Annotated in this window: 6 protein-coding genes; 1 reads left to right on the top strand and 5 read right to left on the bottom strand. The window is 33.6% G+C overall.

Features of this window, described 5'->3' with window-relative positions; translation table 11 throughout:
• The 3 genes from K6G87_RS00380 to K6G87_RS00370 form a co-directional block, all read right to left on the bottom strand.
• A partial coding sequence (locus tag K6G87_RS00380) for a putative quinol monooxygenase (RefSeq protein WP_296832322.1) occupies window positions 1–200 on the bottom strand: 200 nt, incomplete at its 3' end.
• Window positions 201–215: 15 nt separating this feature from the next.
• Window positions 216–914 (bottom strand): radical SAM protein, encoded by a 699-nt coding sequence (locus K6G87_RS00375; protein WP_296832319.1) that lies wholly within the window; start codon window positions 912–914, stop codon window positions 216–218.
• Window positions 859–1,089, bottom strand: coding sequence for a hypothetical protein (locus K6G87_RS00370; RefSeq protein WP_296832317.1), 231 nt, complete (start codon window positions 1,087–1,089; stop codon window positions 859–861). Before K6G87_RS00370 ends, K6G87_RS00375 begins: the two co-directional genes overlap by 56 nt.
• 327 nt (window positions 1,090–1,416) lie before the next feature.
• Between K6G87_RS00370 and K6G87_RS00365 the strand changes: the two genes are divergently transcribed.
• Window positions 1,417–2,274, top strand: a complete 858-nt coding sequence (locus K6G87_RS00365; RefSeq protein WP_296832314.1) for a helix-turn-helix domain-containing protein — start codon at window positions 1,417–1,419, stop codon at window positions 2,272–2,274.
• Window positions 2,275–2,389: 115 nt separating this feature from the next.
• Here K6G87_RS00365 and K6G87_RS00360 read toward each other — a convergent pair whose 3' ends face one another.
• Both K6G87_RS00360 and K6G87_RS00355 read right to left on the bottom strand, forming a co-directional pair.
• Window positions 2,390–4,021 carry a phospholipase D-like domain-containing protein gene (locus K6G87_RS00360; RefSeq protein ID WP_296832311.1) on the bottom strand — a complete coding sequence of 544 codons (1,632 nt, stop codon included), beginning with the start codon at window positions 4,019–4,021 and terminating at the stop codon, window positions 2,390–2,392.
• A gap of 3 nt (window positions 4,022–4,024) precedes the next feature.
• Window positions 4,025–4,713, bottom strand: a 689-nt coding sequence (locus K6G87_RS00355; RefSeq protein ID WP_296832308.1) for an EFR1 family ferrodoxin, incomplete at its 5' end; no start/stop codon positions are given.

The raw sequence follows: 4,713 nt of genomic DNA, 5'->3' as shown, positions 1-4,713 counted from the left end.
GCATTATGAGTATTGATTGCCTCATCATCCTTCCATACTTCTACAAAGAAGAATTTTGTCTTATCTTCTTTACCTGTATAAAGATGATAATCTACATTTCCCGCTTCCTTTCTTGATGCTACAATGCACTCCTTTGCAAGTGTTTCAAACTTACTTACACAATCCTCTTTTACGTTAAATGTTGCGATAATTGTTACCATTTTGATTTCTCCTTCTTATAAACTGTTGACTTTACTTCTATAATTATCGAAGGCCCCTTTTTTGGCAGCTTCAATTAAATTATCAAGATATTCGATTATTTCAGCTTTATCCTGAGGCAAGGTTCCCCTTATTGGTGCAGGCATTGTTACGTGCTCTGCTTTAAATACTGTAGGAATATTTATTGCATCTATCAGGGCTTTCAGTTCTTCAAACCTTTCTTGTTCCGTTGCCTCTATAAATTTACCTGCTTTTAAATCTCTTGATAAAGGAGTATCAGGGAAAAGAGTAAGTTCTAAAGCGTAAACCATACTAGGGTGAAGCTGATTAATAACATCTGCAGACTTTAATGCGTGATCAAGGCCATAGCCGTGACCTCCAAGTCCTCCAAGAAAATTCATAATATATGGCATTCCGGCTTCATCAAGTTTACTGAGCATCTCAACTACAACCTTAGCCTCGTAACCCTTATTCATTCTCTTTAAAATAAAATCATCACCTGATTCATTTCCAAAATAGAAATTACTGTAGCCCATTTCATGAAGCTTTCTCAGCTCTTCCACAGTTTTATTCTTTACATTGTCAACTCTTGCATAGCCGCCAATTGATTTAACATAAGGCAGATATTTATGGATAAGCTCAGCTACTTTTGCAAGTTTTTCATAAGATAAAAGGATCAGCTCCCTGCAAATAAATTCTTTCAAAATTCCATCCATAACTTGCCAACTCTTTAATATCTTCTTCTACTTCCTTAAGCTCTGACACTTTAAAGGGTGCATCCTTATAGAAAGTACAGAACTCACATTGACCGTGAGAGCACCCACTTGTTACCTGTAAAAATCCATCCATAGCTTCGTATGGAGGTCTATTTATTCCACTTGAAAAATGCATTACTTTGCCTCCTTGTTTTTGGCTTTTTCTTGTTCTCTTTTTGTTATAGCTATGATATATTCATTTTCTTGTCTTTTTTATTCCAAATTTCCATCATGGTATTTCAAATTATTGCTATTTTACTTTTAAACAAATCCTTTATTTTAGCTATTTTAAAATTTGGTATTCTATAATCTTTTCTATTTTCTTGCTATTTAATTTCAAAATCTTGTCATGTGTATGACAAATCATTATAATTTATAGATATTAAAAGCAAATCTTTAATATTGAATATGAATACCAAGTTAAAAATTTTTGATTTAAAAGGAATTAACTGGAGGTAGCTTTATGTATACTGCAAACTTTCCAATATTAAATCCAGACAATGATTTATTTAAAAATGTTGCTATAGCAAATTTAAGCTATGTTCATGCAGCCACAGATCCTAACTGGTCATTCATGACTCATTCCCATTCAGATACTGTGGAAATTTCTTATATTTTTGCAGGACAAAGCGCACTTTATTGCGGAGATAAATTCTATGAAACCCATCCTGGAGATTTGATCATTAAGAATGCCAAGGTTATGCATGCAGAAAAAACAGATTTAAAGAACCCTATAGAACAGGTATGTATTGGAATTTCCGGCATAAAGCTTGATAATCTTGAACCCAATTGCCTTATCGCAGAATCTGATATTCCGATTATATCTACCGGTTCAAATAAACCTTTTTTTGATGCTTTATTTAAATATATTTTGGATCAGTCTGTAGATACTATGTATGTTGATGTTTCTAAGATCAATAAGGTCTTACAGACCATTTTAACTATAGTTTATAAGGACTTTCATCTGGATTCTTCTAAGAACAAGATTACAGATACAGAAAAAAAAGATATACGCCCTGTTTTAAGATATATAGAAAAGAATTATGCCTCAAACCTTTCAATAAACAATCTGGCTAAAGAATTTTTTATTAGCCCATTCTATTTATCCAAAAAGTTTAAGGCAGAGACTGGTTTTACAATTAATCAGTATATTATTAGTTGTCGCATGGGTGAGGCTGAGCGTCTTTTAATCTTCTCAGACACTCCTATTAAAGATATTGCAATCAGTTGCGGATATGATAATCTTCCATATTTTTATACTACCTTCAAAAAATATGCAGGCTGCACTCCACAGGAATATCAAATAAAATATCGCAAATAAGTGAGTCTGACATACAGATTCTTATGATTTAAAATAAGAAATCCGCGTTGCCTGCGGATTTCTTAAAAAAGATATTCTTAGGAATATAAGACAATCAAGTTTTCCAACTTGCTTCTTATAAAAGCGATGCGAACAATCGAAGTACCAGCTGCCCAAATTTCAAAAAACCTCCAAGGCCTATATATTGATTTGTAACATCCTGAGACTGGGTGAATATATTCTCAAAATCTTTTTTAGTTTCAAGAACTGCCTGGCAATCCATATACATACAGCCATTTTCAAAGTGATGATATAAACTTCTATAATCCAGATTTATCGTACCGCAAGTTGCTACTACATCATCACTTACGCACATCTTACAATGACAAAATCCCGGAGTCCATTCGTAAATCTTAACTCCATTTCTTGTTAATGTATTGTAATAACTTCTTGTAACAGAATATATGATCTTCTTATCAGGAATACCAGGCGTTATAATTCTTATGTCAACGCCCCTTTTAGCTGCAAGACCCATCGCATGTATCATTTCATCTGTGATGATCAGATACGGAGTGATCATCCAGCAGTAGTCCTTAGAATTATTAATGATACTGATATACACATTTTCACCAAGATTTTCATCATCCATGGGGCTGTCTGCATAAGGCTGGATAAAGCCACCATCTTCTTTTTTTGAATAACTAAAATCAGGCAAATATTTAGTTTTATCAGTACTTGTCATCTCTAAGGCTGTATTTCTGCCAGTGTTAAGTATATCAAGATCCTGATGCCCCTTGGAGTCTTTGCTGGCTGCAGCATTCCAGTTTTCAAGAAATGCTATCGTAAGACTTCTGACAGCCTGTCCTTCAATCTTAATCCCTGTATCTTTCCATTTTCCATATGGCTCAGTTATGCCAAAGTATTCATTTGCTATATTATATCCACCTGTAAATCCTACAATTCCATCAATAACAGTAATTTTTCTATGATCTCTGTTATTAAGGAACAGATTAAGTCCCGGAGCAAAAGGATTAAAAACTCTGCATGAAATACCACTTTCATAAAGCCTGTCTATAAAATCGGTATTAATAAATCCAATAGACCCCATATCGTCATAGAATACTCTTACTTCAACGCCCTCACTGGCTTTTCTTTTCAAAATTTCAAATATTCCATTCCAGGCTTCACTATCTTCAATAGCATGATATTCAAAAAATATAAATTTCTCAGCATTTTTCATTGCTTCTTTTTGAGCTTCTAATCCTTCGCAGGCAGATGCATAATAAGTAATATCTGAGTCATCATAAACAGGATAAGAACTGTTTTTCCATATATAGGAAGATATAGATGCAAGATCTTTGTGTTTATCTTTTAACCTTTCGTAAGATGTATAATTCTGATCAGCTCTGTTTGATGACAATAAAGGATTTAAAGCCTCATCAATCCTTGTATATATATTTCGCATCTTATGAGGCTTTGAATTAAGTCCAACTACAAGATATATGCCTACACCAATAATAGGAGATACCAGTATCAGAATGATCCAGGGCATCTTTATACTTGAAATATAATTACTACCATACAAAGAAAGTACAATAAATAATGCTGCTACTCTTGTAACTCCATTTATCCAAATGGCATAATCATTTAGCTTTAAAAAGACAAATATTATAAATATTGCTTCTAAAAGCAGTACAAGAACCGAAAACATCATTCTCCCAAGACCATTTTTGATCGATGCTTTTTTCTCATAAGTAGTTGAACTCATCCATCAATCCTCCAAAGATATTCCGGAAAAAACATATTGACCGTTTCGTAAACTGTTATCATAATCAATTGCTGCGGCAGGACATCTGTGAAAACATCCAAGGCACAAGGTACAGGTATCCTTTACCCATACGGGTGCATTATTTACTATTTGTATAGCTTGTGTAGGACACTGTCTTTCACATAAACCACAACCAACACATAAATCATTATTGACTTTAAAAAGGCTGGTTTTTCTGATTGCATCATATGTATCTTTTGCCCTTGCAGCCTGGAAAGCTGTCATTTGGTCTGGCAGTATATGTCCTTGTTCTTTATTTATTATAGCTTTAATTATAGCAGCTGTTTCGCGTTTACCATTTTCTTCAGCCCTTCGATTTTTATCTTTATTATTAAGATTAAACATGGGGCTCCAGTTATCTACAAACCTGGCGGCATATAGGCTGTCAAATATAATGCCCTTTGGGGCAAATTCCTTTTGAGCTGTAGACAGAATATTTCCATAATCGCAGCCATAAGTTGCTACAAAATAAAAATAATGATGGCTTCCTGTAACTGTTATTGTTACATTTTTCAAATAATCCAACAAAATAGAGGGTAAACCTTCCCAATACGTCGGCATTACAACACCAAAATCTTCATTCTCTTTTATATTTATCGTATAATTTTTGATTTTGACAAGTTTTTTAAGCG

Source organism: Butyrivibrio sp. (assembly GCF_024699075.1).
The sequence above is the reverse complement of the archived record's forward strand: the minus strand, read 5'-3'. Positions and strand labels throughout refer to the sequence as shown.

Excerpts from the sequence above, each read along its gene's own strand:
- K6G87_RS00370 (WP_296832317.1), bottom strand. The coding sequence starts at position 1,089 with ATGCATTTTTCAAGTGGAATAAATAGACCTCCATACGAAGCTATGGAT.
- K6G87_RS00375 (WP_296832319.1), bottom strand. The coding sequence starts at position 914 with ATGGATGGAATTTTGAAAGAATTTATTTGCAGGGAGCTGATCCTTTTA.
- K6G87_RS00360 (WP_296832311.1), bottom strand. The coding sequence starts at position 4,021 with ATGAGTTCAACTACTTATGAGAAAAAAGCATCGATCAAAAATGGTCTT.
- K6G87_RS00365 (WP_296832314.1), top strand. The coding sequence starts at position 1,417 with ATGTATACTGCAAACTTTCCAATATTAAATCCAGACAATGATTTATTT.